Raw genomic sequence first — 23,473 nt, forward strand, 5'->3', positions numbered from 1 at the left:
GCACCGCGTCAGTGCGTGCTGCCGGTCCCTGCCAACTCACCTGACTGAGCTGGCAGGGGCCGGCTAGCCTGATACCTTCCCCGCCCCACCGCCCCGAACTTCCAACGTGTACTCAGGGAGTGCTGTTCAGCGCATCCCCAGGCTTGAGCACCGGGCCGACCCCGGTGATCGCCTGGCCGAGGGCGAAGGCGAGCAGGCCGTCGGCGGCCTGCAGGGCGTTCTCGCCGGTGCGCGACATCCGTCCGGCGATCAGCCCGGCCACGAGCGGCGTGGCGAACGACGTACCGCTCCAGCGTGCCATCTCGGCGAACTTGCGCACCTCGCCGGTGTGCGGCGGTTCGGTGCAGTGGTACTCGCCGGTCAGGAACGCGTTGATCAGGTTCTCGCCGGGTGCGTAGACGTCGACCCAGCTGCCGAAGTTGCTGAACCCGGCCCGCGCGGTCTCGGCCTCGTCGAGGGCGCCGACGCCGACGGTCTCCGGGAAGGCGGCCGGCCAGAAGTAGTCGCGGGTGGATTCGTTCCCGGCCGCGGCCACCAGGACCAGACCGTTCACGCGGTTCAGCCGGGTCTCGATGAACACGTCGAGGCCGAGCGGCGGCAGGTCGAACCGGGTCCGGGTACCGGCCGACAGGCTGATGATGTCCGGCGCCAGGTCGAGCACCTCGTCGAGGGCTGCGGCCAGGTCGAACTCCCAGATCGCCCCGGCGGTGGTGAAGTAGCTCTGGACGACGACCTCGGTCTCGCGGGCCATCGAGCGCAGCACGCCGGCGATGAAGGTGCCATGACCGGCGTACGGCTTGATCAGCCCGGCCGAGTCGAACGCGCTCTCCAGCTCACCGGTGACACCGTCCAGCCAGCCGGCCGAGGGGGCGGGGGACCAGCCGACATCCAGTACGACGACCTTGACCCCCTTGCCCGTGGTCGTCTTGTCGTCGATGTACGGCTTCGGTTCCTTCGCCTCGATCTCTTCGGGCTCGGTCGCCGGACACGGACTGACACTCGGTACGACGTAGAACAGGTGCTCGGGGGTGACGACACCACGGCCGAGCCGCAGGTCGGCGTACTTGAGGAACCGCTGGGTCGGGGACGCATCCTCCGGCGCACCCGGCGGTACCTTGGCCGGCAGCTTCAGCCGGGTGACGCCGGCGATGCCGCCCTCACTCGTGGTGCCGCCTTCGAAGAGCCGGATCACACGCTCGACGTCTTCGTCGCGGAGCAGGACGAAGCCGGCGTGGTAGAGGTAGTCGGCCCCCGTCGACTGCCACTTGGCCGGGAAGACCTCGACGTCTCTGCCGAAACCCTTCAGGATCAGGTTGATCTGGGCGATGTACTTCGGATCGCGCTCGCCGGTAGGTTTGCTGCCTTCAACTGCCATGGAACGGCTGCCCCCTCGAATCACTGAAATGGTCGAGTCCGATCGATATCATTCCACTCCGTCGGCGTACTAGGGGGAAACTCGGATGACGATCCAACCCGAAGAACTGCTGGCCCTGGCGTTGTCGCGTCCGCACGACGCGATCGCGGCCGCGCAGGAGCTGCTGGCCGGGAAGCCGACCGCGGAGACCGCGTCGATCGCTCATCAGGCCAGCGGGATCGGGTTTCGCCAGCTGGGCGAGGTGGATACGGCGATCCGGGAGCTTCGGACAGCACTGCGACTGGCCGGGAAATCGGAGCTGCCGGAGCGAGAGGCCGACGTTCTGGCCACGCTTGGCGCGACTCTCGGGCGGGCTGGGCGCAGCAAGGAAGGGCTCGCTCGGCTGGATCGGGCCGTTGCATTAAGTCGGGGTGCGCTGGCCGGGCGCGTGCTGTTGCGGCGCGCCGACGTACTGCTGGTGCTTGGGCGGCACCGCGAGGCGCTGGACGATCTGCGGCAGGCGATCGCTCGGCTGCGGCGCTCCGGCGACCAGCTGTGGGAGGCGCGGACGCTGAACTATCGCGGCGTCATCCAGGGGAGGCTCGGAGAGACGCGGCAGGCCGATGAGGACTTCGATCGGGCCGGCCAGTTGTATGCGGCGGCCGGGCAGGAGTTCGAGTACGTCGAGACGCGGCACAACCGTGGTTGGATCGCCTTCCTGCGCGGTGATCTGCCGACGGCGCTGCAGTTCCAGGAGGAGGCGGCGCAGGGATACGACGAGGTCGACGTGGTGTCGCCGGACCTGTCGATCGACCGCTGCGCGGTGTTGATGGCTGCTGGGCTGACCGCCGAGGCGTTGACCGAGGCGGACGAAGGACTCGTCCGGATGGAGACCGGCGGGGTGCCGGCGACCAAGCATGCCGAGGTGCTGTTCACCGCCGCGACGGCCGCCTTGGCGGTGGGTGATCTGGCCACGGCGCAGGAGCGGGCTGAGCGGGCCCGACGGTTGTTCTCCGCGCAGCGGCGTTCGTTCTATTCGGTTCGGGCATCGATGCTGCACCTGGAGGCGCGGTACCGGTCGGGTGAGCGTGGTCCGGGGTTGCTGCGTCAGGTGGTCCGGACCGCCGGTCGCCTGGATGAGCTCAGTACGGCGGAGGCGTCCGCGGCGCATCTGTTGGCCGGCCGGCTGGCGTTGTCCGAGGGACGCCGACAGACCGCGGATCACCAGCTTGAGTTGGCGGGGCGGTTGTCGAAGAACGTGCCGCCTCCGGTGCGCAGTGCTGCGTGGCTAGCTCGTGCGTTGCGTGCCGAGGCGCGAGGTGAGGTACGGCGGATGCTGACCGCCTGCGGGCGTGGTCTCGACGCACTGGACGAGTACCGATTGATGATGGGCGCGACCGAGCTGCGCGCCCGCACCACCGGCTACGGCGCCGAGCTGGCCGAGCTGGCGCTCCGCGACGCTCTCCGCCGCAACGATTCCCAAGCCCTTCTCACCTGGGCCGAGCGCTGGCGCGCCACCGCACTCACCGTCCCGCCGGTCCGCCCACCAGACGACGAACAACTGGTCACCGACCTCGCCCAGCTCCGCGACGTGGTCAGCCGCCTCGAGTCCACCCCCGAACCCATCCGCCCCGCATCTCTCGAACGCGACCGCCGCCGCTTGGAGACCGCAGTCCGCGACCGCGTCTTAAGGGCCCAAGGCAACGAATCGCCCGGTTCCGCCGTACCGGAGTCCTTCGACGTGGATGTGTTGCACGGAGAGCTTGGCGGTACGGCGCTTGTTGAGTTGATTGATGTTGGTGGGGTGCTCCATGCGGTGGTTGCTGCTGGTGGGGAGCTGACGCGGTACGAGGTGGGGCCGCTGGTGACTGCTGCTGTGGAGGTCGAGCGGTCTCGGTTCCGGTTGCGGTGGTTGGCGCATGGGCGGTCGCGGACCGGGCCTTCGCTGGAGGTTCTGGGAGCCCGGTTGGAGAAGGCGATCCTGGGGCCGGTCCGCGAGGTGCTCGGGGACCGGCCAGTGGTGATGGTACCGCCGGCGAGCCTGCAGGCGGTGCCGTGGGCGATGGTGCCCGCACTCGCCGAGCGGCCGGTGAATGTCGTTCCGTCGGCGGCGATGTGGTTGCGGGCGCGGCGGTTGCGACCCTCGAGCGATCGCCGGGTCGTGCTCGTGCTGGGGCCGGGCCTCACCGCCGGGCGTGCTGAGATCGATCGGCTGACCGTGCAGTACCCGGATGCCGTCGTACTGCGGGATGGAACCGCGACGGCGGAGCGGGTGCTCAAGGAACTCGACGGCGCGTGGATCGCGCACATCGCGGCGCATGGCACGTTCCGCGCCGACAGCCCGCTGTTCTCGTCACTGCGACTCGACGACGGTCCGCTGACCGTGTACGACTTCGAGCGGCTGCGGCGAGCGCCGTACCGGCTGGTGTTGTCGAGCTGCGACTCCGGACTGGCCAAACCGGTCGGCGCTGACGAGCTGCTCGGGCTGAGCAGCAGTCTCGTTCCACTCGGTGCGGCGGGGATCCTGGCGAGCGTCGTACCGGTGAATGATCCCGCGACGGTTCCCTTGATGACCGCTGTGCACGATCATCTGCAGGCGGGCCGGACACTGGCCGAAGCGTTCACACTGGCCCGGACCGCGACAGCCACGGACCCGGTCGCCGACGCGGCCGGGCGGTCGTTCGTCGCGCTCGGAGCGTGAGCGGGTTGTATCAATCGGCGACCTCGGTCGCTCCGTAGAAATATCGGGGGGAAGGAGACAAGGCATGCGGGACGATCCGGTCGTCGTCGACCTGGTGGCGAGGGCGGTCGACGGCGACAAAGGCGCGTGGGACGAACTGGTCGAGAGGTATGCACCGTTGATCTGGGGAATCGGCCGTCGGTACCGGCTGACGCCCGCGGACATCGACGATGTCGGCCAGGGCGTCTGGTTGCGCCTGATCGAACACCTGCCCAGTCTCCGGGAGCCGGCGGCGCTTCCCGGCTGGATCGCGACCACCACGCAGCGGGAGTGTTTCCGCCTGCTGCGAGCGGCCAGCCGGGTCGATCCGGTCGACCCGGCCGAACAGCACGACGCGATCGAGCCGGCGGTCGCCGAGGAAGAGGTGCTCCGGTACGAGCGCTGCACGATCGTCCGGACCGCGTTCGGACAGCTGTCCCAGCGCTGTCAGTTGCTCTTGGCAATGATCACGAAGGACCCGCCGACGCCGTACGACGAGATCAGCCGGCAGCTGGCGATGCCGGTCGGAAGTATCGGGCCGAACCGCGCCCGGTGCCTGGAGCGGCTCCGCCGGACCCCGGCGCTGGCCGGCCTGGCCGAGAACCGCTGAAACGAGGAGGTGAGTAGGGTGACGGAGACCGACTGGAACGACGATGGCCAACTGCTCGAGGTGCTGCGCGACGCGCTGGCGACCGACCGGGATGTGCCGCGGGCTTTTGTCGATGCCGGCAAGGCGGCCTTCGCCTGGCGGACCATCGATGCGGAACTGGCTGCACTCACCTACGACTCGGCCTGGGAGACGGTGGACGCCGCGCCGGTCCGTTCGGCGGAGAGTGCGACACTGCGGGCGCTGACGTTCGTCTCGGACGGCTGGACGATCGAGCTCGAGCTCACCCCGGAGGGTCTGCTCGGCCAGCTCGATCCGCCCGCGGCCGGTGAGATCACGGCCCGGACCGACTCCGGCGTACTGGCCACGGCGCGCGTCGACGAGCTCGGCTTCTTCGTGCTCAAGCCGCTGCCGAAGGTGCCGTACCGCCTGGTCTGCAGCCCGGACGACGGCCCGACGATCCTGACCGGCTGGGTCACGCCGTGACAAGCACAGAGCGACCCAGCCAGAAGGAGAGGCTCAGCCCAGGTACTCGTGCCACGGGCCGGTGATGGCCAGCGTGATACCCGGGGTCTGGATGTTCACGAAGAGCACCTTGCCGTCGGCCGAGAAGGTCGGGCCGGTGAACTCGGAGTCGTTCAGCATGTTCCGGGCGATCGCGTAGGCCGGGCCGCCGGGGGTCGCGCTGAGGACGTGGCTGCTCGCGATCCCGTCCTCGGCGAGGACCAGCGAGCCCCACGGGGTGACGGTGACGTTGTCCGGAGCGTCGAAGTTGAAGTCGTCGTACTTCGCGGCGGAACCCTTGTCGGCAGCGGGGTTCGCCGGGAAGTAGGTGACCAGCTGGATGGTCTGGGACCGGTAGTTGTAGAACCAGATCATGCCCTCGTGCGGGATGCCGTCGGCCGGGATGTCCGTCGTACCGATCTTGGCGAACGAGTTGACGACGTAGACGCCGTCCCTGGTGCCGTAGACGCCCTCGAACTTCTTGCCGCGGGTGACCTGGCCGTCGGTGAACTGCTTGCGCACCGAGGTCGTGGTGGCGTCGCGGTCGGCGACCTTGACCCACGCGACCCGGAACGGACGCAGCAGCTGGGCCGACGTCAGGTAGGCGACATCCGGGATCGGCTTGCCGTCGTCACCGAGGATCGCCAGCGCCTCGAGGGTGCCGAAGTCCTTGTCCTGCAGGTCCCGCCAGCTGCGCGAGCTCAGCTTGTACCCGCGCGGCGCCGACCAGCGGTAGAACGACCCGTTCGGGCCGGAGGCGTCCTCGGACAGGTAGATGTGGGTGCGGTCCTCGTCGATCGCCAGCGCCTCGTGGGCGTAGCGGCCGAGGGCCTTCAACGGCACCGGGTGCGCGGTCTCGCCGTCGCCCCAGACCTCGAACACGTACCCGTGGTCCTTCAGCCGGGTGGTGCCGTTGGCCTTGTTCTCGGTCTCCTCGCAGGTCATCCAGGTGCCCCACGGCGTCGGGCCGCCGGCGCAGTTGGTGATGGTGCCGGAGATGCCGACCCACTCGCCGAGGTTCTTGCCGTTGCGGTCGACCGAGATGACCGTGCAGCCACCGGCCGCACCGACCCCCGCGTCGTAGACGGTGCCCTCGATCGGCGGTACGCCGAGCGGGTCGGCCGCGCCGATCTCGTGGTTCTGGATCAGCCGGTACGCGTCGTGACGACCGCCGGGGAAGACCGCCGTACCGTCGTGCAGGGTCGGCGTCGGGTGACCGGACTTGAGCTTGGTCTCACCGGCCTTGGTGACGACCCGGTACTTGAAGCCGGGCGGCAGCGCGAGCAGGCCGGCGGGGTCGTCCAGCAGCGGCGGGAACGGCTTGTGCTGCGGGAACGGCGACTGGTGGCCGTGCGAGGCCGGAGTGGCTTCGGCCAGGGTGGGCATGGAACCGACGGTGGCGAAGCCGACACCGGCGGCACCAGCCGCGGCGCCGCGCAGGACAGAACGACGATCGACAGACATGGAGCTCCTTGGACGCTGTAGGCGGAACGCCCTGATCCTCTCGTGACGAGCACTGCCATTCGGCAAACAGAAGCTGAACAACGAGCATCCTGGTGATGGGTCAAGCAGTTGCTTGCGGCTGGTGTCGGCAGTGCGTGGTCGGCTCGTCGCGGCCTGCGAGGAAAATTAGGGGAGCCTATACTCGCCAGCGTGCGCGGCGAACGGATCGAGGCCTGGGCGCGAGCGCACGAGCCGGCCGTCGACGCGGTGGGCGCGGCCGCCCTCCTGATCGCGGCCGTCGTCTTCGGTGTGGTGGTCCATGCCGAGGGCCCCTACTTTGTGTTCTCTGTCTTGTTGCTGGGGCCCTTGTCGGTACGGCGGCGCTGGCCGGCGTGGTGCCTGATCGCGATCGCGGTGGTCGCGCTGGCCCAGTGGCTGACCATCCGCGGCACAGCCGGCGCCGTACCGGCTGATGTGGCTGTGCCCCTCGCTGTTCACGCCGCAGCCGCTTACGGCCCCCGGTGGTCAAGCCGTGCTGGGTTGGTCGCTGGGTTGGCGGGGGCGGTGCTTAGCGGGGTGGCGTGGCCGCAGTTGCGGGACACGGTGGTGGCGCACGTGGTGATCGGTGGGTTCCTGGGCAGCACGGTGGTTGCGGCTTGGGCAGTAGGCACTATGCAGCGCCTCCGCCGCTCGCAAGTGGACGCCCAACGTGAGTTGGCGGTGCTGGCCGAACGAACGCGGATAGCGCGCGAAATGCATGACGTCGTAGCCCACTCCCTAGCCGTCGTGATCGCCCAAGCCGACGGTGGCCGCTACGCCGCGCGCTCGCCTGCAGCGGATGGGGCTGCGGTGGCGGCGTTGGAGACCATCGGCGAGTTCGCTCGGCAGGCACTCGACGACACCAGGCGGATTCTCGGCGTCCTCCGCGAGAACTCAGGACAGCCCGTGGAGCCGGCGGTGGGGGTGGGGGAGATTGGTGAGCTTGTCGAGCGGGTGCGGGGGAGTGGGGTTGAGGTGAGCTTGGTGATGGAAGTAGGGACGGTCGAGCCGGGGGTGGGGTTGGCGGCGTACCGGATTGTGCAGGAAGGGCTGACGAACGTGATGAAGCATGCGGGAGTAGGGGCGCGTGCTGAGGTGCGGGTGCGAGTTGTCTCGGGGGAGCTGGAGATCGTGGTGGCTGATGACGGGGGCGGGCCAGGTGAAGGCAGCGGCTTGGGGATCATCGGGATGCGGGAGCGGGTGGCGGCGTACGGTGGGTCGGTGGAGCTGAGGGAACGGTCCGGTGGCGGGTCGTTGCTTAGGGCAAGGGTTCCGGTGTGATCAGGGTGGTGCTGGTCGAGGACCAGGTGATGGTGCGAGCCGGGTTCCGGATGGTGATCGACTCGCAGGAGGACCTGGAGGTCGTCGGCGAGGCGGGTGACGGGGCTGCGGGAGTGGCAGCGGTACGGCGTACCCGGCCGGACGTGGTCGTGATGGACATCCGGATGCCCGGGCTGGATGGGATCGAGGCGTGCCGTCAGATGACCGCGCTGCCGGAGTCGCCGCGGGTGATGATGCTGACGACCTATGATCTCGACGAGTACGCGCTCTCCGCCGTCCGCGCGGGCGCCAGCGGCTTCCTGCTGAAGGACGCGCCGCCGGAGGACATGCTGGCCGCGATCCGCACCGTGCACGCGGGTGACGCCGTACTGGCTGCTTCCACCACCCGCCGCCTGCTGGAGCATCTGACACCGGCCGTGGACCCCGCCGCGGTTCGTGTGGTCGAGACGTTGACCGACCGCGAGCGCGAGGTGCTGCTGGCCGTTGCCCGCGGTGCCTCGAACGCCGAGATCGCTGAGCAGTTGACCGTCTCCGCGGGGACGATCAAAACCCACGTGAGTAGCGTGCTCGCCAAGCTCGGCGTCCGGGACCGCGTGCAGGCCGTCGTGATCGCCTACGAAGCCGGCCTCGTCCGCCCCGGCCGCCCTTGAGGCGTGCAGGTGAGGTCGGCCGGCGGGAGGGCGTTGGTCGTGAGGTACCGGGTGACGGTCGCGTCCATGCAGGGGGAGACGCCGTAGACGCCGTGCCGGAAGGTGTCAGCCAGTGTGACCAGGCGTGAGCCTTGGAGGGCTTGGTGCATGGCTACTTGCCCGGCGTAGGGGACCGCTGGGTCGCCGGAGGCGGCGAGCATCAGGGCTGGGTGGTTATTGGCGATTCTGGTGGGCGGCTCCAGCGGCCTGGTCGGCCAGAAGGTGCAGGGACTGACGTCTCGAGCCAGCGGACCGTAGAGGGACTCGGCGGCGCGGTGGGTCTGGATGTCGCGGTAGTAGACCTCGGGGTCGCGTGGCGCGGCTCGGTCGGCGCATTGGTTGGCGATGGTGGCGCTGAAGCCGAAGGCGGGGATGACGTCGGGAAGGTCGTAGAGGGCGAAGCGCTCTTCCTGCGTCGAGGTTGGGGTGACCGGCAAGTCGTTGGCGGCGTCGCGATAGACGCGTACGGCGGCGGAGAACTCGGCGTACGACGCGTCGGTGTCGTCGACGGTCAGCAGGAGGCCGGGAAGCATGGCTTCGGTGACCTGGTGGGTTCCGACCTGCAGGGGGTGGCGCTTGACGGTGGCGGCGATGTGGTCGACGGTGCTGAGGACGGCTGCCTTCGTGGGTCCGAGACCGCTGTTGTGGCGGGCGGCCCAGTCCGCCCAGTCGGCGAGCGCGGCGGCGTCGGCGGGAGCGGTTTCCCGGGTCCAGCGCGGTCCGTACGAGTCGGGCCCGTGCGAGCTGTCCAGGACGAAACGGTCGGCGCTCGCCGGGAACATCTGCAGGTAGACCGCGCCCAGGTAGGTCCCGTACGACATCCCGAAGTAAGAGAGCCGCTGTATCCCGAGCGCGGTCCGAACGCGATCCATGTCCCGCGCGATGCTGCGGGTCGATGCGTAGGGCAACAAGTCACGGTACGGCGTGCACTGGGCAGCTAATTCGCGGGCGACGGAGACGCTGTCGGCAAAGGCGGCGCGGTTCGGGCTGGCGTACTGCGCACTGCGGAGGTAGCGGTCGGTACGCCAGCCGCATTCCACTGCGTTGCTGCGGCCGAAGAAGCGCGGATCGATACCGACCAGGTCGTATTGGGCCGCCAGCTCCGGGCTCTTGTCGAGGAAGTAGTTCACGCCTTGGCGGGAGGCTTCAGGGCCGCCGATGTTGACGACCAGCGTGCCTTTGCTGGGGGCGGTGGCGGCGCGGCGGGCGATCGCGATGGAGATCTGCCGGCCGCCGGGCAGCCGGTAGTCGAGCGGTACGGCGACCTCGGCGCACCGTGCGCCGACCGCGTCGAGCGCGTTGCCGGTCTCGTCGTCCGCGCCGGTACTGCACGTGTGCCAGGTCAATTTGTTGCTATAAGCAACCGCTGGGGAAGCGCCAAAGAGACATAGCGTTAGAGCCGTGGTCAGGGTGATTGTTCGTCGCATGCCGAGCAGCGTAGGAACGAACACCTCACTCCGGCATCGCCGCTGAGGACGAACTTTCCAGCGGTTCTCTCTGCCGTGCGACAGACCCGGATGTCCGTCGCACGGCAGAGAAGCCTCACCTCGAGACGGTCACGTCCTGGCCGAGGTCGTTGTAGCCGGTCGCTGGCTGCCAGGTACCGGTGTTGGCCAGCTGTACGGCGTAGATCGGGTTGGTGGTCGACGTCTGCAGCCGGGGCGACGGGTCGGCGAGGTTGAGCAGCAGGTGGTAGCGGCCTGGTGCGATCGGTGCCCGAACGGTTGCCTTGAGGGTGCTCGTCGTACCGGCGGCCCAGAGTCGTGGATCGGCGGGCAGGTTCACCCGGTAGCTGTGCTTGTCACCCTGGAAGATCAGTTGCACCTGGCGACGATGGTACGGCGCCGCCCAGCCGTCGTTGCGGATGTCCAGACTGACCTGCACTGCTCCGCCCGGACGGGTCTTCGAGGTGAACGTGCCGCGGACCAGCGCAAGCCGGTAGCCCAGCTTCTGCTTGGCCACGGTGATGTTCGTACCCCAGCTTCCGAGCACGTCCGGGTGGTAATCGGTGTTGAGGAACGAGAAGTGCAGCCGCGCCATCTCGGCCGACGCCGAGTCCCAGTCGGAGCGCGGTGAGTTCACGCCGCAGGTCTCGCCACCCTCCGGCACGTAGTTGGTGTCCTGGGCAACGAAGTCCTTGTCGAGCTCGATCGGGTCGCTGAGGTAGGTCCCGAAGTCGTCCGGGCTCGCCAGGAAGCAGTCGTTGTGATGACCGATCCGGGCCGCCGGCGAACCGTCGTACGCCTGATCCGCGGAGAGCGCTCCCTCCGTTCCCGTGCTGAGTCCGAGCATGCGCTGCTTCATGTACGGCGTCCTGACCTGCACCATGAGATCGCGGGGGAGCGCTCTCAGCAACGCCATCACCACCGCGCGGCGGTCGGCCCAGTTCTGGTCCGAGACCTGGCTTGGGTCGGCCGGGTTCGCGAAGTAGTCGGTGTAGTAGCCCTCACCCCAGAGCCCGACGAAGCCGGACTGCACGAGCGCGATCACGTCGGCGTTCGCCTGCAGGATCGGAGTCAGTTGGTTGATGTGTTTCAGGACGCGCTGCACCGGCGCATCGCCGTACGGGATGGTGGGCGGCCAGCCGGCCGGTTGCGCGTAGGCGAACCGGACGATCACCTTGACGCCGGCCGCGCGGGCGGTGCGGAAGTCCGCGCGGACGAGGCCGAGGTACGCCGGGTCGAGCTTGTCGCTGCCGGCGAACTTCTCCAGGTAGAAGACCCGGAGAATCTGGGTAACGCTCTCTTGCGTTCTGAAGTTGCGCAGGGTGGTGAGGTCGAGCGGTTCGTAGCCCGACCCGTCGGCGCGGTAGTGGGTCTCGGTGTGGTGGTAGAAGCCACGCTCCTGGTTGGCGATCACGGCGTCGGTCGCCGCGTAGGTGCGAGTGACGGTCGGATCGGTGCGGTGGGCATCGGCGAGTTGCGCCGGCCCCAGCAGGGCCAGCGCGAGCGTGGCGCCGACCAGGCGCTTGAACCCCGCGCGAAGCGCGAAAGACGACAACTGCATCAGGGGATCTCCTAGCTGATCGTGATGGTGTGCAGGAGCGAGTTCATCCCGGTCGACGACTCCCACGTGTTCTGGTTCGCCAGCCGGATCGAGTACTCCGGCCGCGTGGAGAGCAGCGGATCGGGCAGGTTCAGCAGCAGCTGGTACGAACCGGTCGGCAGGCTCGAAGGCACGGTGAGCGTCTGCGAGACCGTGGTCGCCGCACCGGCCGTCCAACGCCGCGGGTCCGAGCTCATGGCCAGCTTGTAGTTGGTGCCGGTCGACGTGTTCCGCAGTACCAGTTCCAGGCCGCGGGAATTGAACGGCGTCGCGTAGCCGTCGTTGCGCACCGACAGCGAGATCGGCAGGCTCCCGCCCCGCACCGCGGAGGTCGGGAAGGTCCCGGTCTCCAGGCGGAAGCGGTATCCGAGTTTCTTGGTCACGTCGGCCAGGCAGCCGCCGGTGTTCCAGGAGCTCAGCACGTTCGGCTCGTAGTCGGTGTTCAGGAACGACCAGTGGAACTGCGCGAGCTCGGACGTCGCCGTCGGGCAGGTCGACCGCGGTGCGTTGACGCCACAGGTCTCGCCACCCATCGCGACGTACTTGGTCTCGTCCTGCAGGTACGGGTACTCGACCGAGGTGTTCTCGTAGGTGCCGTAGTCGTCCGGACTCGCCAGGAAGCAGTCGTTGTGATGACCGATCCGGGAGGTGGCGGATCCGTTGTAAGCATCGGCCGACTGCACCGGAGTCGTGGTGTACATGGTCCGCTTGAACTTCGGCGTCCGCAGTTGCACCATCCGGCTCGACGGTACGACGCTCAGCAGCTTGTCGACGACCGCCTTCCGGTTCGCCCAGTCCGTCGTACTGACGACGCCGGCGTTCCCGAAGTTCTGCGTGTAGTACCACTCACCCCACGCACCGATCAGACCGGACTGGACGACGGCGATGACGTCCTTCGCCGAGTTCAGGTACGGCGCCAGTTGGTCGAGGTGGGCGAGAACCTGCGCCTTGGGCGCGTCGTCACCGGTCGTCGAGGTCGTGTAGGCGAAGCGCAGCACCATCTTCAGCCCGGCGGCGCGCACGGTGTCGATCTGCTGCTGGAGCTGGTCGAGCGCGGCCTGCGCGATCGGACCGTTCTTGTACTCGGCCAGGTAGAAGACGCACATCACCAGCGAGATGCCCTGGCTGGTGCGGTAGCTCTGCAACGTGCTGAGCGAGAAGTCGGCCTTGTCGCAGTCCCCGGTGTGGTGGTAGAAACCGCGCTCCGGGTTGGCGAAGTTCTCGGTGCTCGCGGTGTAGGTTACGCTTCCGCCGGTACCGCCGCCGCTGTAGACGTGGGTGTACTTGCTCGACGTCTCCATCGGAGCCTCGACCTGGAAGATCAGGTCAGCGTCATTCGGGGAAGCACTCTCTGAAAGATCAGCGCGATCGACCGTCCAGCGTGCGACTCCACCAGTTGCGGAGAACGTGACGGCCTTGACCAGGGCCCAGCTCCAGCCGGTGCCGGTGCTCCGGTAGAGGTTGCCGTTCTCCAGCAGGTAGTCGGCGCCGACGCTGCCTTGGGCGTAGCCGGTACCGCTGTTCCGGTCGGTGTCGACGTACACACGCTGGTACGTCGGCGCGCCGGTGAACGTGTACTGGTACGTGACGGTGGTCGCGGTGTTGCTCGCGGAACCACCGCTGATCGTCGCGCCGGCGGGGGAGACCACCGCGAAGGCAGTCAGGAGTCCACCGAGGGTGATGCCGGTCAACAGCCGGAGGAGTCGCATGGATGGTTCCTCTCGCGGGGGCGGGCGATGGAATAATCATGGACTCCACGGAAACTGTGTCAAGAGTTCACAACGGGGTAGTTTCGAGCAGATTCGATCAAAACGAGCGCTCTAGAACATCAGCAGAGCGGCCGTCGCGGGAGCGTCGCCGTACAGGGTGGACTCGACCTGCTCGACGGCGAGCCGGACGGCGCCGAGCGCGACCCCTTCGTCGGCGAAGTCGGAGACGCGGATCTCCGGCGTGCGCAGGCACCAGCGGTCGAGTTCGCGCCGGAGCGGCTCGACCAGTACGTCGGCGGAGCGGGAGAAGCCACCACCGATCACGACGAGCTCCGGGTCCAGGGTCAGCACCAGGGCCGACGTACCGATGGCGATGTCGCGCACGTAAGCGCGGACGGCCCGTAGGGCGGCGCGGTCGCCGTCGCGGGCGGCGAGGAAAACGCGCTCGACCGGGTCGCCGGGGTTGAGCCAGGCGTGGAGATGCTCTGGTGCGCGCTCCCAGCCGACCGCGGGCAGCGCGCCGATCTCGCCGGACGAGTTAGCGAATCCGCGATGCAGCTTGCCGTCGATGATCAGGCCGGCGCCGGTCCGCAGCCCGGCCAGCAGGAACACTACGTCCTTGGCGTAACGGGCGACACCGCGCCAATTCTCAGCCAGGGCAGCAAGTTTGCAGTCGTTCTCGACCCGAATCGGTCCGGGGACGATCCGTCGCAGGTGTGCCGTCAGGTCGACGCCGGTCCACTCGGGTAGGGAGTCCGAGAGCATCACCTTGCCGGTGCCGTCGACGAGGCCGGTCGTTGCTACGCCGGTCGCCCAGACCTGCCCGGCCGTCGCGTCCGCACCGGCCAAAACCGCGGCGATGCAGTCGTCGACCGCCTGCAAGCGCTCCCGCCGCCCGGCGTCCGGCGCCACTGGAATCCGGGCCTGGTGCAGTACGTCGCCCTCGAGATCCGTGACGACCGCCAGCACCTTGTGACCGCCGATGTCGACGCCCAGGAGCCGCCCGGCGTCGGCCCGAAACCGGTAGCGGCGGGCCGGGCGACCGACGGTGCCGGCCGTGGGCTCGACCTCGCTGATCCAGCCGCGGCCGAGTAGATCCCGTACGACGTCCTCGGTGGAGGCGCGGGACAGGCCGGTCCGCTTGGCCAGCTCGGTGACGGTCAGCGGCGGCTCGGCGCGCAGCACTCGCAGGGCCGCGACCACGTTGAGCTGCCGCAACCGTTGCAGATCCCCGCCGGACAGTGCCTCGCTCATCGCGTACCTCAATTACCTAGGAGTCCTGGATAACTATAGGGACCGCGGCCCCGGTCCGGTGGATGAAATGGTGCGTGCCAGCCCTTCCCAAGACCCCATGACAACGTTGTACGTTGGTGCGCGGCCGGTGCTGGTGAGCCGGGACGACCTCGGGCAGGAGGAAGCAGATGCCGAACCCCCTCAAGATCGCGACCCTGGGCTTCTGGCACGTCCATGCGGGCGACTATTCGCGGCAGGCGCAGGCGCATCCGGGTACCGAACTGGTGGCGGTCTGGGACACCGACGAAGAGCGCGGCAAGGCGGGCGCCGAAGCCTTCGGCGTCGCCTACACAAGCGATCTGGACGCGTTGCTGGCCAGCGACGTCGACGGCGTGGTGGTCACCACCGCCACCGACGAGCACCGGGACCTGATGGTCAAGGTCGCCCGGGCCGGAAAGCACATCTTCACCGAGAAGGTGCTCGCACCGACCGTCGCGGAGGCCGAGGAGATCATCGCCGCGACCGACGACAACGGTGTCAAGCTCACCGTCTCGCTGCCGCGGCTGGCGCACGGGTACACGAACGCGATCCGCGAGGTGCTCGACAGCGGGCGGCTCGGTCAGGTGACCTACGCCCGGGTCCGGCTCTCGCACGACGGCGCGATCCCGCGCGACGGCAAGTCGGAGGGCTGGCTGCCGCTGCGGTTCTTCGAGCCCAAGGCCGCGATCGGGGGAGCGCTCACCGACCTGGGCTGCCACCCGGTCTACCTGACCCAGCTCTTCCTGGGCGCCGACGCCGAGACGGTCAGCGCGACGTACCGGTCGATCGCGGGTCTCGGCCTGGAGGACAACGCGGTCGTCGTGGTCGGCTACCCGAACCAGACGATCGGCGTGATCGAGGCCGGTTTCGCCAGCCCGAACCCGTTCACGATCGAGATCTTCGGCACCGAGAACACGCTCACCTACACCGACGCGGGCAACGTGCTCAAGGTCGGCGACGAGCAACTCCCGGTGCCCGAGGACAGCCTGGACCCGTTCGGCCAGTGGGTCGATCACATCACCAACGGCACGCGTGCGGACGACAACATCGCCCGCGCGCTGGAGCTCACCCGCCTGGTGGTCGCCGCGAACGAAGCCGCCACCACCAACACTGTCGTCGCCTACTCCTGAGGAGATCACCATGCCCCAGATCAAGGTCGGCCTGATCGGCGCCGGCGGCATCGCCTCGGCCCACATCAAGGGCTACGCGGAGCACGCGGACAAGATCGGCGTCACCGCGGTCGCCGACGCGGTCGAAGAGACCGCCAAGGTGCGTGCGGCGGAGCTCGGCGCAACGGCGTACACGGACTATCGCGAGCTGCTCGCCAACGAGGATGTGGACGCGGTCGACATCTGCCTGCCGCACCATCTGCACCGGGACGCGATCGTCGCGGCAGCCGAAGCAGGCAAGCACATCCTGTGTGAGAAGCCGCTGTGCCTGAGTGCCGAGGAGGCAGCCGACGTACGGCGTGCTGTCGAGGCCAACGGGGTGACGCTGATGTCGGCGCACAACCAGCTGTTCATGCCCGCGGTCGCCAAGGCGAAGGAACTCCTCGAGGCCGGCACGATCGGCACGATCTACGAGGTGCGGACCACCGACAGCTTCTACAACGACTTCGACCCGAGCTCCATGGGCTGGCGCGCCAGCAGCAAGACGAGCGGTGGCGGCGAACTCATCGACACCGGCTACCACCCGACGTACCTGATGCTGCACCTCGCCGGCGGCATGCCCGTCGAGGCGACCGCGATGCTGTCGACGCACCGCCTGAAGTTCATGGAGGGCGAGGATTCCGCCCAGGTGCTGATCCGCTTCGACAACGGCGTCGTCGGCCAGCTCGTGACCAGCTGGGCCTACCAGCCCGCCGGATCCACCGAACGCTTCTCCGCCGTCGGCGAGCTGGGCTCCCTGCACAGCGACGGTACGTCGCTCACCTACAACCTCCGCTCTGGTGAATCGGAGACCTTCGACCTAGAACCCGTCGACACCTTCGCCGCCGAGATCGGTCACTTCGCCGACTCCCTCATCGCCAAGACCCGCCCCCTCCACACCGAAGTCGAAGGCATCGCCGTCCTAGGCATCCTCCTCGCCGCCTACGAAGGCGCCCGCACCAACACCATCGCCCCCGTCATCCACTGAGTGCGTCGCGGATAGCTGCCGCGCAGCCCTGCGTGATCTCCGTGATCTGCGCAGGGCTGATCACTAGTGGTGGGCCGAGGACGAGGAGGTCGCCTTCGGTTCCGGTTGCGCAGCCGGTGGAGTGGTAGAGGAGTAGGCCGTGCTCTTTGGCTGCGGCGACGATTCGCTCGGCGACGCGGTCTTCGCGCGGGAAGGGTGCCTTGGTCTCGCGGTCGGCGACCAATTCGATTGCCCACAACAGACCGCGGCCACGGATGTCGCCTACGTGCGGGTGGTCGGCGAGGTTGGTGTGTAGCTCGGTTTCGAGTTGGTGTCCGCGGGTGGCGGCTGCTTCGACTAGTCCGTCGCGCTGCAGGATGTTCAGTACGGCGAGGCCGGCTGCGGCTCCGACGGCGTGGTGCGAGTAGGTGAGGCCGTGGACGAAGCCGGCCTGCTGCACGGTGTCGTGGACCTCGCCGCTGGCGACCGTTAGCCCCAACGGCCAGTAGCCGGAAGCCGCTCCCTTGGCGGCGACGAGCAGATCCGGCCGGACGCCCCAGTGGTCAGAGCCGAACCAGCGACCTGTTCGCCCGAACCCCGTCATAACCTCGTCGGCGATCACCAGTACGCCGTACTGGCGGCAGACTGCGGTGATGGCCGGCCAGTAGTCGTCAGGCGGAACGCAGGCGCCGAGGGCGGCTCCCGCGATCGGTTCCGCGATGAACGCCGCCACGTTTTGTGGGCCCTGGGCAACGATCAGCTGCTCCAGTGCTTCGGCGTGCTTCGCTCCACAACCGTCCGGGTGGGTGTCCGGGAACGGGCAGCGATACTCGTACGGCGAGGTCGTGTGTGCCGCCGATCCCAGCCATGGCAGGTACGGCGCGCGCAGGCCGTCGCGGCCGGAGACGGAGAGCGCTCCCCGGGTGTTTCCGTGGTACGCGCCGGTGCGGCCGATCACGAGAGAGCGCTCTTCGCCACGGGCCAGGTGATAGGTGCGCGCGACCTTGAGGGCGGTCTCGACTGCCTCGCTGCCGCCCGACACCGGATAGATGTAGGGGTCGTCGACGGGGAGGAGCGGTCCGAGCGTTTCGGCGTACTCGATCAAGGACGCGGAGGCGAGCGCCGAGCCGTGGACGTAGGCGACCTCGCGGGCCTGGGCCGCGATCGCATCGGCGACCTCGGCCGAACCGTGCCCGATCCCGACCACGATCGCCCCACCGGCGGCGTCCAGGTAGCGCCGGCCGGTGGTGTCGAACAGTTCGGCGCCCTGGCCGCCGGCCACGACCGGGAGGTCGCGACCGGCGGCACGGGAGAAGACGGAGCCGGTCATGTCACCCGGCGACCGCGTCGGCGACCGCGTCGGCAAACAGAGAGAGCGCGATCTCGGCTTCTCCCGCCGTGATCACCAGCGGGGGAGAAAGCCGGATAGCGCTCTCTCCGCACTCCAGCACCAGCAGCCCGCGCTGGAACGCGCGCTGCTGCACCGCAGCCGCGTCCTCCGCGGTCGCGAACTCGACGCCGATCATCAGCCCGACGCCGCGGACGTCCACGATCAGGTCCGGGTGCTGTGCCTGGATCTTGGTCAGCCCCTCGAGGAGCTGCTGTCCGATCTCGGTCGCGTTCTCCATCAGGCGCTCGGACTTGATGACCTCGAGCGTCGCGAGCCCGGCCGCACATGCCACCGGAGAACCACCGTACGTCGAACCGTGTGCGCCGGCCGGCCAGCTCTCCATCAGCTCGGCCCGAGCCATGAACGCGCCCAGCGGCAGTCCGGAGGCGAGACCCTTGGCCGTGATCAGGATGTCCGGCTGGACACCGGTGTGCTCGATCGCCCACATCTTGCCGGTCCGCCCGGCCCCGGACTGGACCTCGTCGGCGATCAGCAGGATGCCGTGCTTGTTGCACAGTTCCCGCAGCCGCGCCATCCAGCCCGCCGGCGGAACCAGGTAACCACCTTCGCCCTGGATCGGCTCGACGAAGATCGCCGCCACCTCATCCGGGGCGACCTCGTAGCGGAAGAGCGTGTTCTCCAGGTGCTCGAAGGTGCTGTCATCGCCGTACGGGGCGTGCAGCACGCCGGGCAGCAGTGGCCCGAATCCCTTGTGGTACTTGGATTTCGAGGCAGTCAGCGTGACCGCGCCCATCGTCCGGCCGTGGAAAGCGCCGTAGAAGCTGATCACGTACGGACGCTTGGTCGCGTAGCGGGCGAGCTTCAGCGCACCCTCGACGGCCTCGGCGCCGGAGTTCGACAGGAACACCCGGACCGGGCCGTCCATCGGAGCGGTCGCGGCGAGCGCGTCGCACATCTCGCTGTAGATCGGCAGGAAGAAGTCGCTCGCCGAGTAGTGCAGGAGCTCGCCAGCCTGCTCCTGGACGGCGGCCACGACGCGCGGGTGGCAGTGACCGGTCGAGTTGACCGCGATGCCGGCGTTGAGGTCGAGGAAGAGGTTGCCGTCGACATCCTCGATGACGCTGCCGTGCCCGCGGCGCGGAGCCAGCGGGTACGCGCGGGGGAGAGAACGGCTCGTGACCGCGAGATCGCGCTCTACGACGGCGCTCGACAGTGGTCCGGGGATCATGGTCTTGAGGTCCGGTATCGGCCGGCCCTCGGGCAACCACTCAGGTCGGCCGGTGTCGGGCTTGGCGTGAGTCGGGGTCTGGGTCATCGGGCTACCACCGTTCGGGACTGCTCGCGAAGGAACTGCTGGACGTAGTACAGGCCGCCACCGGCCTTGCCGGAGCTGCCGGAGCCCTTCCAGCCGCCGAACGGCTGGACGCCCGGCCACGCACCGGTGGTCGCGCCGGCGGCGCGGTTGACGTAGACGACCCCGGCCTCGATCCGGTCGAGGAAGTCGTCGACCTCGGCGTCGTCGGCCGAGAAGAAGCCCGCGGTGAGACCGAGTTCGGTCGCGTTCGCGAGCTGGATCGCCTCGTCAAGCGAGTCGACCGGCTGAACGGCGACGAACGGCACGAACAGTTCGTCGGTCAGCAGCCGGTCTCCCGCGGGGAGATCCGCGACCACGGTCGGCTGCACGTAGCGACCCTCGATCACCTCACCGCCCGCGACGACCCGGCCGACACTCGCCGCGTGGGCGACGGCGTCCTTGAACCGGGTGACCGACTCGTCGTTCACGACCGGGCCGACGAAGACATCGCGCTCGGTCGCGTCACCGACCTTCAGCTCACCGGCCCGGACCGCGAGTCCGGCGACGAACTCGTCGTACACGGAGCGTTCGACGTACACGCGCGAACAGGCCGAGCACTTCTGGCCCGAGAAGCCGAAGGCGGACCGCGCGATCCCGGCGATCGCCGTCGGCAGGTCGGCCTTCGCCGACACGATGGCCGGGTTCTTGCCGCCCATCTCGCAGACGACCGGCTTCGGGTACGGCGTCGGGAAGCTGCGGTAGATCTCCATCCCGGCCTGGAACGAGCCGGTGAAGGTCAGTCCGTTCACTCCCGGATGCGCGACCAGCAAGCGGCCGACCTCGTCACCACCGGGGATCAGTTGCAGGACCTCGCCCGGCAGACCCGCGTCCTGCAGGCATTCGTAGAGCTTGACCGCGGTGAACGTGCCCTGCGGGCTCGGCTTCAGGACGACGGTGTTGCCCGCGACGAGTGCGCCACCGGCCGGGCCGGCCGCGAGCGCCATCGGGAAGTTGAACGGGCTGATCACGCCCCAGACGCCGTACGGGCGCAGGACGCTCGTCGTCCGTTCGGCGTCGGACAACTGATCCATCGGCCGGACGAAACCGTCGTTGTCGCTGTACTGCTTGCAGTAGTAGCGAATCAGGTCCGCCGACTCCTCGACATCACCGAGCGCCTCGAGGCGGTTCTTGCCGACCTCCATGGACATCAGCGCGGCGAGTTCGTTGGAGCGCTCACTGATCAGATCCGCGGCGCGCAGCAGGATGTCGACCCGCTCCTGCCACGGCCGGCCCGACCAAGCCTGTACGGCGTCGGCCGCGACGCCGACCGCGGAGTCGACCTCGGCCGAGGTCGCGCTGTGCACGGTGCACAAGGTGAGCGCGGCATCGCCGGGGCTGGTGATCGTGAACGTTTCCTGGCCAGAGAGCGGTTTCCCGCCCACGAAACCGGTCAGGTCGGCGCCGAGCCAGTCCTTCGCGGTGGCGAGGCCTTGCTCGTACGCGGTGTGCAGATCCTCGTTGTCCGCACTGAGGGTTGCGTAGGTGACACGAAATTTCGTCATAGATGTCCTCCACGACACACAGAGATGGGTTGTGGCAGAAAGAGGGCAGGGCGGCAGAACGCGCGCATGCCAAAGGCCACCAGGGGTCAGCTGGTGGTGTGGGGAGCGAGTGCTACCCGGGGGGAAGAATCGTGAGCGGCTTGAGGGAACCCGGAGGACGCATTGGCCCCGCTCCCTTCGCTCACGGTGGTCTGCGGCCGAAGCGGCACGCGGACGATGTCACGGCCTTTCTACCATCGAACCCGGCGCGGCGACAGGGCGATCTGCGTCACGGTGGGTCAGGTGTAGCGCGGTTCCAGATCGAACTCGACAATGCGGATCCGGACGATCGCCGGACGCCCGGTGGTCACCACGAGCGCCGCGGTGACGGCCTGGTGAACCTTCTCGCCGACCTCGCTGGCGAGATGGTCGACCCCGACCACGATCCGCACCTCGGCGCTGACCTGATCGGGATCGCTCAGATCGACCTCGACCCCGGCGACATCGGGAAGTTCACGGCCCGTCGCTCGTTGCCAGGCCTGTGCCCCGAACTGGCGCAGCAGACCCTTGATCCCGGGTTGCAGCCGCACGACCCCGCCGACCGCACGGGCGGCCTGGGCCGCCGCGTCGGCGGCCCCGATCTGTGCGACCGCGTCGTCCGTCACAGCGGTCCTCCGGGGTTGGTCCAGACGTCGACCACCTCGAAGTCGAGCGATTCGAGCTCCAGGCCGATCTGACCGCGCAACGCCAGCGCGACCCGCTGCCGAGCCTCATCGAGCGCGCCGACCTGACCGGCCCCGAACTCGAGCGCGACCGACATCCACACCCTGATGGATCCGGGGTCCGTCTCTGACGACTCGATCCGGCACTGCCGAGCCCGTACGCCGGTGGTGCCGTCGACCGCATACCGCAGTACGGCGGCGAGCGCGTGCACGGAGACCTCGACCTCGGCCGGTTCGGTGGGCAGGGGGATCGTGCGGCCGAGGTTGAGATCGGCCCGGACGGCAGTCATGATCCGGTCGAGCAGTCCACCGGGGACCTCGACCGGGTCGTCGATCAGGAACTGGGTCGCCTCGGCCAACTGCTCCAGGCCGGCCTGGGCCGTCTGGCAATGCGGGCAGGTGGCTCGGTGCGCGCTGTCCTGGCCGGACTCCAGATCGTCCCAGACGTCCTCGACGGTTCGTCCGCACGGCAAGGGGTGCAGATCGGTGACCGCTTCGTCGGGATTCATCTCCATGGCTTCATCACCTCCGCAAGTTCGGCGCGGGCACGGGCAATCCGGCCGCGGACCGCCGTGGGCGTCGTACCGACGAGATCGGCGATCTCCTGGTACGAGCGACCGTGGACCTCACGCAACAGCCAGCAGGCACGTTGTGGCGGCGGGAGCCGTTTCAGTGCGACGGCCAGTGCCTGCATCGCCGCTGTGTTCCCCACCGCACGGGCAGGGTCAGCGTCGTTGCCAAGATCCGGGGGAGCGCTCTCTTCGTTCAGTTCAGTCGTCGGCTTGCGGCGCTGCAAGACCGTCAAACACTTGTTGGTGGCGGTGCGGTAGAGCCAGGAACCGAAGGCAGCGTCGTGCTGGATCTCCGGCAATCGGCGCCACGCGGTCACGAACGTCTCCTGGGCGACGTCCTCGGCGTCACCGGTCGCGCCGTTCAGCATCCGCAGGCAGAGCGTGTAGATCCGCCGCTGGTAGCGGCGGACCAGCAGCTCGAACGCCGCGGGGTCGCGATCACGGGCTCGGGCGACGAGGGTCGCCTCGTCGAGCTCGGTCAGCCCTGTGGTCACTCCACCTCCTGGTTGTGCCTGCGCGATTGGGACGACCGCAATTGAGACGACACTGCATGGCCAGATGTCACGGTAGCCTCTCGGATCCGGCGCGTGAGCCATGTCACGCTGTGGACCATGTGAAGGGACCGTGACGATTCCGCCCGAACGGTCGTCCTTCCGGCGAACGGCTCCGAACCTGGTGTTGTTCAGACCACCGACGCTGACGAGAAAGGCATCCTCCGATGACCGAAACCGCCACCACCAAGCCGGCCGCCAAGCGCCCGACCGTCGCCCCGATCACCGGTGCGGAGACGATCGTTGCCGATGGCACCGTTGCCGGCGGCAAGACCTCGATCGCGGATGTCGTGGTCTCCAAGATCGCCGGCATCGCGACCCGCGAGATCCCCGGCGTGCACGCCCTCGGCGGCGGTGCCGCCCGGGCGGTCGGGATGCTGCGGGACCGGATCCCGGGCTCCAAGATCAACCTGTCCCAGGGCGTCTCGGTCGAGGTCGGTGAGTCCCAGGCCGCGGTCGACATCGAGCTCGTCGCCGAGTACGGCGTGAGCATCGCCGACCTGGCCGCCGCGATCCGGGAGAACGTGATCTCGGCCGTCGAGCGGATGACCGGTCTCGAGGTCACCGAGGTCAACATCTCCGTCACCGACGTGCACCTGGACGGCGACGACGACGATGACGACGACGCGGCCGAGACCGCCGAACCCCGCGTGCGCTGACCCACC

General features: G+C 68.6%; 20 protein-coding genes. 8 read left to right on the forward strand and 12 right to left on the reverse strand.

The window, feature by feature from the left end; genetic code table 11:
• Nucleotides 1-112 precede the first annotated feature (112 nt).
• A complete protein-coding gene (locus tag ACIA49_RS25805) occupies nucleotides 113-1,375 on the reverse strand; it encodes a S8 family peptidase (RefSeq protein ID WP_396379888.1) in 1,263 nt (420 codons plus the stop codon).
• 85 nt (nucleotides 1,376-1,460) lie between these two features.
• Here ACIA49_RS25805 and ACIA49_RS25810 point away from each other — a divergent pair, with 85 nt between their 5' ends.
• From ACIA49_RS25810 to ACIA49_RS25820, 3 genes are all read left to right on the forward strand, one after another.
• Nucleotides 1,461-4,055, forward strand: a complete 2,595-nt coding sequence (locus ACIA49_RS25810; RefSeq protein WP_396379889.1) for a CHAT domain-containing protein — start codon at nucleotides 1,461-1,463, stop codon at nucleotides 4,053-4,055.
• Between the two features lie 64 nt (nucleotides 4,056-4,119).
• The gene (locus tag ACIA49_RS25815) at nucleotides 4,120-4,683 is read left to right on the forward strand and encodes an RNA polymerase sigma factor (protein ID WP_396379890.1); all 564 of its coding nucleotides are present in this window, start codon (nucleotides 4,120-4,122) and stop codon (nucleotides 4,681-4,683) included.
• Between the two features lie 18 nt (nucleotides 4,684-4,701).
• Nucleotides 4,702-5,166, forward strand: coding sequence for a hypothetical protein (locus ACIA49_RS25820; RefSeq protein ID WP_396379891.1), 465 nt, complete (start codon nucleotides 4,702-4,704; stop codon nucleotides 5,164-5,166).
• A gap of 33 nt (nucleotides 5,167-5,199) precedes the next feature.
• On the opposite strand, the gene ACIA49_RS25825 is transcribed toward ACIA49_RS25820, so the two are convergent.
• Complete coding sequence (locus ACIA49_RS25825; protein WP_396379892.1) at nucleotides 5,200-6,648, reverse strand: alkaline phosphatase PhoX; 1,449 nt, start codon at nucleotides 6,646-6,648, stop codon at nucleotides 5,200-5,202.
• A 189-nt stretch (nucleotides 6,649-6,837) separates the two neighbouring features.
• Here ACIA49_RS25825 and ACIA49_RS25830 point away from each other — a divergent pair, with 189 nt between their 5' ends.
• On the forward strand, nucleotides 6,838-7,947 hold the full coding sequence (locus ACIA49_RS25830; RefSeq protein ID WP_396379893.1) for a sensor histidine kinase: 1,110 nt from the start codon (nucleotides 6,838-6,840) through the stop codon (nucleotides 7,945-7,947).
• Complete coding sequence (locus ACIA49_RS25835; RefSeq protein ID WP_396379894.1) at nucleotides 7,944-8,597, forward strand: response regulator; 654 nt, start codon at nucleotides 7,944-7,946, stop codon at nucleotides 8,595-8,597. Before ACIA49_RS25830 ends, ACIA49_RS25835 begins: the two co-directional genes overlap by 4 nt.
• On the opposite strand, the gene ACIA49_RS25840 is transcribed toward ACIA49_RS25835, so the two are convergent.
• The 4 genes from ACIA49_RS25840 to ACIA49_RS25855 form a co-directional block, all read right to left on the reverse strand.
• A complete protein-coding gene (locus tag ACIA49_RS25840; protein WP_396379895.1) occupies nucleotides 8,561-9,982 on the reverse strand; it encodes an alpha/beta hydrolase in 1,422 nt (473 codons plus the stop codon). The genes ACIA49_RS25835 and ACIA49_RS25840 overlap by 37 nt on opposite strands.
• Before the next feature lie 196 nt (nucleotides 9,983-10,178).
• The gene (locus tag ACIA49_RS25845; RefSeq protein WP_396379896.1) at nucleotides 10,179-11,642 is read right to left on the reverse strand and encodes a DUF4832 domain-containing protein; all 1,464 of its coding nucleotides are present in this window, start codon (nucleotides 11,640-11,642) and stop codon (nucleotides 10,179-10,181) included.
• A gap of 11 nt (nucleotides 11,643-11,653) precedes the next feature.
• The gene (locus ACIA49_RS25850) at nucleotides 11,654-13,390 is read right to left on the reverse strand and encodes a DUF4832 domain-containing protein (RefSeq protein WP_396379897.1); all 1,737 of its coding nucleotides are present in this window, start codon (nucleotides 13,388-13,390) and stop codon (nucleotides 11,654-11,656) included.
• Between the two features lie 111 nt (nucleotides 13,391-13,501).
• On the reverse strand, nucleotides 13,502-14,644 hold the full coding sequence (locus tag ACIA49_RS25855) for an ROK family protein (protein ID WP_396379898.1): 1,143 nt from the start codon (nucleotides 14,642-14,644) through the stop codon (nucleotides 13,502-13,504).
• Nucleotides 14,645-14,811: 167 nt separating this feature from the next.
• Between ACIA49_RS25855 and ACIA49_RS25860 the strand changes: the two genes are divergently transcribed.
• Complete coding sequence (locus tag ACIA49_RS25860) at nucleotides 14,812-15,792, forward strand: Gfo/Idh/MocA family protein (protein ID WP_396379899.1); 981 nt, start codon at nucleotides 14,812-14,814, stop codon at nucleotides 15,790-15,792.
• Nucleotides 15,793-15,802: 10 nt separating this feature from the next.
• A complete protein-coding gene (locus tag ACIA49_RS25865; RefSeq protein ID WP_396379900.1) occupies nucleotides 15,803-16,798 on the forward strand; it encodes a Gfo/Idh/MocA family protein in 996 nt (331 codons plus the stop codon).
• Here the strand turns inward: ACIA49_RS25865 and ACIA49_RS25870 are convergent.
• From ACIA49_RS25870 to ACIA49_RS25895, 6 genes are all read right to left on the reverse strand, one after another.
• Nucleotides 16,788-18,107, reverse strand: a complete 1,320-nt coding sequence (locus ACIA49_RS25870; protein WP_396379901.1) for an aspartate aminotransferase family protein — start codon at nucleotides 18,105-18,107, stop codon at nucleotides 16,788-16,790. The genes ACIA49_RS25865 and ACIA49_RS25870 overlap by 11 nt on opposite strands.
• A gap of 1 nt (nucleotide 18,108) precedes the next feature.
• Nucleotides 18,109-19,443 (reverse strand): aminotransferase class III-fold pyridoxal phosphate-dependent enzyme, encoded by a 1,335-nt coding sequence (locus tag ACIA49_RS25875; RefSeq protein WP_396379902.1) that lies wholly within the window; start codon nucleotides 19,441-19,443, stop codon nucleotides 18,109-18,111.
• Entirely contained in the window at nucleotides 19,440-20,984 is a 1,545-nt protein-coding gene (locus tag ACIA49_RS25880) for an aldehyde dehydrogenase family protein (protein ID WP_396379903.1), read from the reverse strand. Before ACIA49_RS25880 ends, ACIA49_RS25875 begins: the two co-directional genes overlap by 4 nt.
• A 278-nt stretch (nucleotides 20,985-21,262) precedes the next feature.
• On the reverse strand, nucleotides 21,263-21,628 hold the full coding sequence (locus tag ACIA49_RS25885; RefSeq protein ID WP_396379904.1) for a hypothetical protein: 366 nt from the start codon (nucleotides 21,626-21,628) through the stop codon (nucleotides 21,263-21,265).
• Nucleotides 21,625-22,200 (reverse strand): hypothetical protein, encoded by a 576-nt coding sequence (locus ACIA49_RS25890; RefSeq protein ID WP_396379905.1) that lies wholly within the window; start codon nucleotides 22,198-22,200, stop codon nucleotides 21,625-21,627. Before ACIA49_RS25890 ends, ACIA49_RS25885 begins: the two co-directional genes overlap by 4 nt.
• Nucleotides 22,191-22,751, reverse strand: coding sequence for an RNA polymerase sigma factor (locus ACIA49_RS25895; RefSeq protein ID WP_396379906.1), 561 nt, complete (start codon nucleotides 22,749-22,751; stop codon nucleotides 22,191-22,193). Before ACIA49_RS25895 ends, ACIA49_RS25890 begins: the two co-directional genes overlap by 10 nt.
• Before the next feature lie 224 nt (nucleotides 22,752-22,975).
• On the opposite strand from ACIA49_RS25895, the gene ACIA49_RS25900 reads away from it, so the two are divergent.
• Nucleotides 22,976-23,467, forward strand: a complete 492-nt coding sequence (locus ACIA49_RS25900) for an Asp23/Gls24 family envelope stress response protein (protein WP_396379907.1) — start codon at nucleotides 22,976-22,978, stop codon at nucleotides 23,465-23,467.
• The last annotated feature ends 6 nt before the right edge of the window (nucleotides 23,468-23,473 follow it).

It is taken from the genome of Kribbella sp. NPDC051587, from assembly GCF_044453945.1.
Lineage (GTDB): Bacteria > Actinomycetota > Actinomycetes > Propionibacteriales > Kribbellaceae > Kribbella.